Here is a 5,593-nt window from a genome sequence, read left to right as displayed (position 1 = left end):
CCCCCCCCCCCCCCCCCCCCCCCCCCCGCCGCCGGCCCGCTGCGCGGCCCAAGCGGGTTCGCAACCCCGGCCCCCGGCCGCCGGCCCGCTGCGCGGGCCATGCGGCGCTGTCCGGTCCTCGCGCTGTCCGGTCCGCTGTCCGCCGGCCCGCTCCGCGGCCCAAGCGGCGCTGTCCAGTCCTCGCGCGGCCCGACCCGGTCCGGGGCCATGCGGCCCGGGGCCCCGGCTTCGCCGCCGCCGCTGGCCGCCCAGCGGCCGTGCCGGCTGCGCGGCTTATGCGGGCTCGGCTGATCTCACGGTTGCCGAGCCTTCCGCCGGGCGTTGCGTGGGCCTGCCCGGTTCTGGCGCGCGCCCGGCCGCGGGCCGGCTCGGTCGGCGCCGCCTCCGCGGGTTCCGCTGCTGCCCGCGCCGCGGCACACGCCGGCTCGGCCGGCGCCGCTTTGCGGTCCCGCCGGTGCCGGCTGCGCGGCTCATGGCGGCCTGGGCGGTGGGGTTTTGGCCGCCGGGCCGGGCTGGGCGGTCCTCCGGCCGCTGCGCGGCCCGAAGCCGTTTGGTCGGCGCGCCTCTCGGGGCCTGCGCCGGCTCGGCCCCCGGCTTCCGGGCGCAGCCCGGTGGTGGCTCATCGTGCGGGGCTGCCCGCTGGGCGGAGTGACGGGGGCTCTCGCCCCCCTAGCGGGGGAGGCGCGTTTCCTGGTGGAGGGTTGCGGCCAGGGTGGCGAATGCCGGGACGTTCACCGCTTGGGGGGTCGTGTGACGGGGGTTCAGCTCCAGCACCATCGCCGCGTCGGCGCGTTCCGCCCACGTGCAGACCGGGACGTACAGCGGGCGGTGGGCCGAGAGGCGGACCACCTCGCAGGTGACGGACGGGCCCGCCGGACCGTGCGGGCGGAACTCGCGGCGCTCGCGGGCGATCGACGCGCCCGCACCCGTCTCGTACGCCCGGTACATGTCGCGCTCGACGGCCTCCGGGCTGCCGAGCGCCCCGTACGCCCCCGAGAACGCCAGCGTCGCGGACGCGTCGTGGGCGTGGCGGTAGCGGGCCAGCACCGAGGTCGTGCCCTTCGGCATGCCCGCCTGGACGCTGGTGCCCTCCCGCCGCAGCGCTTCCGTGTCCTTCTCCAGCCGGTACGCGCCGCCCGCCAGCGTGGGCGGGGTGACCAGTTCGACCCCCGCGTCGTCGCCGGCCGCCAGCAGGGCGAACACCGCCCCCGCCGCGCCCAGCGCGCACGCCGCGGCGACGAGGAGCGGCCGGCCCCGGCCGCGGGCCGCGGCGGGCGGTGTCGAAGGCTGGGGGTCGCTCTGGCTCATCCGGGTCCCTCCGGTCGGCGCCTGGCTCGCGGGGGCCGGCCCCGCGGCCGGCCCCCGTCGGATCACCCGACCGATCCTGCCGGTCCGCGCCCGCCCGCGGGCCCCGTTCCGCCATATCGCCGTCCCCATCGCCGTCCCCGCCGGCCGCAGGCCATCGGTTCGTGACCGCCCCGGCCCCGCCCGTACACTGGCCGTCGTGACCGACACGAACCCGCGCCCCCTCGACGGGGCCCACAACGCGCCCGACAGCCTGCCGACCCAGTACGCACCGGCCGAGGTAGAAGGACCGTTGTACGAGCGCTGGGTAGAGCGCGGTTACTTCGAGGCGGACGCCAAGAGCGACAAGCCCGCGTACACCATCGTCATCCCGCCGCCGAACGTCACCGGCTCCCTGCACCTGGGCCACGCCTTCGAGCACACGCTGATCGACGCCCTCACCCGGCGCAAGCGGATGCAGGGCTTCGAGACGCTGTGGCAGCCCGGCATGGACCACGCCGGCATCGCCACCCAGAACGTCGTCGAGCGCGAGCTCGCCAAGGAGGGCAAGTCCCGCCACGACCTGGGCCGCGAGGAGTTCGTGGAGCGGGTCTGGCAGTGGAAGGCCGAGTCCGGCGGCCGGATCTCCGGCCAGATGCGGCGCCTCGGGGACGGCGTCGCCTGGTCCCGCGAGCGCTTCACCATGGACGAGGGCCTGTCCCAGGCCGTCCAGACCATCTTCAAGAAGCTCTACGACGACGAGCTGATCTACCGCGCCGAGCGCATCATCAACTGGTGCCCGCGCTGTCTGACGGCCATCTCGGACATCGAGGTGGAGTACCAGGACGACGACGGCGAGCTGGTCTCCATCCGCTACGGCGACGGCGAGGACTCGATCGTCGTCGCGACGACGCGCGCCGAGACGATGCTCGGTGACACGGCCGTCGCCGTCCACCCCGAGGACGAGCGCTACCGCCACCTCGTCGGCCGGGAGATCGAGCTGCCGCTGACCGGCCGCCGCATCCCGGTCGTCGCCGACGAGCACGTCGACCCCGAGTTCGGCACCGGCGCGGTCAAGGTGACCCCCGCGCACGACCCCAACGACTTCGAGATCGGCCAGCGCCACGGCCTGCCGAACCTCACCGTCATGGACGAGCACGCGGTCATCACCGCGCACGGCCCGTTCCAGGGCCTGGACCGGCTGGAGGCGCGCAGCGCCATCGTCGGCGCGCTGCGCGCCGAGGGCCGGATCGTCGCCGAGAAGCGCCCGTACGTCCACTCGGTGGGCCACTGCTCGCGCTGCAAGACCACCATCGAGCCGCGGCTGTCCATGCAGTGGTGGGTGCGGACCGCCCCGCTGGCGAAGGCCGCCGCCGACGCCGTCCGCGACGGCAAGGTGAAGATCCACCCCGAGGAGATGTCGAAGCGCTACTTCGACTGGGTGGACAACCTGCACGACTGGTGCATCTCGCGCCAGCTGTGGTGGGGCCACCGCATCCCCGTCTGGTACGGCCCCGAGGGCCAGATGGTGTGCGTCGGCCCGGACGAGGAGCCGCCGAGCGGCGAGGGCTGGTACCAGGAGACGGACGTCCTGGACACCTGGTTCTCCTCCGGCCTGTGGCCGTTCTCCACGCTCGGCTGGCCGGAGCGGACGGAGAGCCTGGAGAAGTTCTATCCGAACTCCGTCCTGGTCACCGGCTACGACATCCTGTTCTTCTGGGTCGTCCGGATGATGATGTTCGGCCTGTACGCGATGGACGGCACCCCGCCGTTCAAGACCATCGCCCTGCACGGCATGGTCCGCGACCAGTTCGGCAAGAAGATGTCGAAGTCCTTCGGCAACGCGGTCAACCCGCTGGACTGGATGGACACCTACGGCTCCGACGCGGTCCGCTTCACGCTGGCCCGCGGCGCCAACCCCGGCGTGGACGTGCCGATCGGCGAGGACTGGGTCCAGGCGTCCCGCAACTTCGCCAACAAGATCTGGAACGCCACCCGCTTCGCGCTGATGAACGGCGCGACCGTCGAGGGCGAGCTGCCGGACCCGGCCGAGCTGCGGCCCGAGGACCGGTGGATTCTCTCCCGGCTGAACAGCGTCGTCGCCGAGGTGGACGCGTACTACGACGACTACCAGTTCGCGAAGCTCTCCGACACCCTGTTCCACTTCGCGTGGGACGAGGTGTTCGACTGGTACGTCGAGCTGTCCAAGACCACGTTCGCCAAGGGCGGCCCCGCGGCCGACGCCTCGCGGCGCGTCCTCGGCGAGGTCCTGGACGTCACCCTGCGGCTGCTCCACCCGGTGACGCCGTTCGTCACCGAGACGCTGTGGACCACGCTCACCGGCCGGGAGTCCCTGGTCATCGCCGAGTGGCCGAGCGACAGCGGCTTCCGGGACGCGGCGGCGGAGGCGGAGATCGCCACCGTCCAGCAGGTCGTCACCGAGGTCCGCCGGTTCCGCGCCGACCAGGGCCTCCAGCCCGGCCAGAAGGTCCCGGCCCGGCTCGACCTCGGCGGCACGGCGCTGGCCGGCCACGAGGACGCCATCCGCCAGCTGCTGCGCCTCCAGCCGGAGGGCGAGGGCTTCACCGCCACCGCCACCCTGCCGGTGGCCGGGGCGACGGTCGCCCTCGACCTCTCCGGCGCGATCGACGTCGCGGCGGAGCGGAAGCGGCTGACCAAGGACCTGGCCGCCGCGGAGAAGGAGAAGGCGCAGGCCACGGCGAAGCTCGGCAACGAGGCGTTCCTCGCCAAGGCGCCGGAGCCGGTCAAGGAGAAGATCCGCACCCGGCTGGCGGCCGCGGAGGCCGACATCGAGCGGATCTCCGCGCAGCTCGCGGCGCTGCCGAAGGGCTGACGGCCCGAGGTCGACACACACGGCCGGCCCCTCGCCCAGCGGCTCCGCGTTGCGGCGCGTCTTCGCCCAGCCGTCCCGGCCGATGACCGTACGGACGAACGCCCGCGCGGAGACCACGAACAGGTGGTACGCGTACAGCCACAGCGCCACGCCCCACAGCAGGGACGTCAGCAGCGAGCGCTCCGGCGCGTACTCCCGCCGGTAGACCGGGCCCCACAGCACGAACGGCACGACGGACGCCAGGGACAGCGCCAGGGCCAGCGGCCAGAGGTCGGCCCAGGGGGCGAGCGCGGCCTCGGTGCCCGAGACCGCGATCTCCAGGCCCAGCAGCGCGAACAGGGCGCCGGTCAGGGCCAGCGTGGCCAGGTGCGCCAGCGGCTGGAAGAAGGTGTAGAGGGTCTCCAGCACGCCCTTGCCGCCGTAGTGCCGCGAGGACACGATGCGGGGGGCGTAGCGCACGCACTGGAGGTTGCCCTGAGCCCAGCGGGTGCGCTGCGTCAGATGGCGGCGGGCGTGCGGCAGGGCCTCCTGGGAGACCCAGGTGGCGTCGATGTGGGCGATCCGGTAGCCGGACAGGATCATGTGCAGGCCCAGCTCGTAGTCCTCCAGCAGCGCGTCGCGCTGCCACGGGCGGCGCTCGGCGGCGGCGATCCGGTCCAGCGCCGACAGCCGGGTGAACTGGCCGTTGCCGCCCAGGCCCACGGAGCCGGTGCGGCCGCGCAGCAGCTGCATGCCGGCGCAGGAGACGGAGAACTCCATGTCCTGGACGCGGATCAGCAGCCGGGCGAAGGCGTTGGCGGCCCGGCCGCGGCCGGCCAGTGGCTCGCGGTCGTCCACGTTGCGCATCCGCACGGTGATCTGCACCCCGCCGACCTCGGGGTCGGCGAAGCCCGACGGGCCGCTGACCCGATGGAGCGCGTGCGGCGCGAGATGGCCGTCGGCGTCCGCGACCACCACGATCACCCGCTCGCGGTCGGCGTCCGCCGGGAGGAAGGCGTTCAGCGCGTCATAGGCGGCGTTGAGGGCCGCGCCCTTGCCGACGCGGGCGGCGGGGCGGCGGCGCGGGACCAGATGCACGTACGGGTCGCGGGCGGCGAACTCGGCCGTGATCTCGCCGGTGCGGTCGTCGCTGTCGTCGTCGACCACCCAGACGTGCGCGCCGGGGAAGTCGGTCCGCAGCCGGGTGATGGTGGTGCCGACGACGGCCTCCTCGTCCCGGCACGGCACGAAGACGTGCCAGTCGAAGGCGGTGGGGTCGCCCGCCTCGGGGCCCGGGCGGCGCAGATACGCGTGGCGGGCGCCGGCCCAGTAGAGCAGGAAGCAGAGGAGGAGGAAGAAGGGGAAGACGAGGAGGAGGGTGTGGGTGCTGAGGTCCATCGGGGCGGCTCCTGATCGTCGTGCGGCGCTCCACGGAGCGGCCCGAGGCGATGCGGGACTTCGCCGCGCTGGTCCGGC

At 74.2% G+C, this 5,593-nt stretch carries 2 protein-coding genes and 1 pseudogene; 1 reads left to right on the top strand and 2 read right to left on the bottom strand.

The window, feature by feature from the left end; all coding sequences use genetic code 11:
* Positions 1-669: 669 nt before the first annotated feature.
* Positions 670-1,308: a hypothetical protein gene (locus ACSNOD_RS27635; RefSeq protein WP_436769796.1), complete on the bottom strand. Its 639-nt coding sequence runs from the start codon at positions 1,306-1,308 to the stop codon at positions 670-672.
* A 196-nt stretch (positions 1,309-1,504) separates the two neighbouring features.
* Between ACSNOD_RS27635 and ACSNOD_RS27630 the strand changes: the two genes are divergently transcribed.
* Positions 1,505-4,138 (top strand): valine--tRNA ligase, encoded by a 2,634-nt coding sequence (locus ACSNOD_RS27630; RefSeq protein ID WP_436769795.1) that lies wholly within the window; start codon positions 1,505-1,507, stop codon positions 4,136-4,138.
* A 24-nt stretch (positions 4,139-4,162) separates the two neighbouring features.
* On the opposite strand, the pseudogene ACSNOD_RS27625 reads toward ACSNOD_RS27630, so the two are convergent.
* Positions 4,163-5,515: pseudogene (locus ACSNOD_RS27625) on the bottom strand (glycosyltransferase family 2 protein); the annotation flags it as partial.
* Positions 5,516-5,593 lie beyond the last annotated feature (78 nt).

Source organism: Streptomyces sp. URMC 123 (genome assembly GCF_051386515.1).
Taxonomy (GTDB): domain Bacteria; phylum Actinomycetota; class Actinomycetes; order Streptomycetales; family Streptomycetaceae; genus Streptomyces.
The sequence above is the reverse complement of the archived record's forward strand: the minus strand, read 5'-3'. Positions and strand labels throughout refer to the sequence as shown.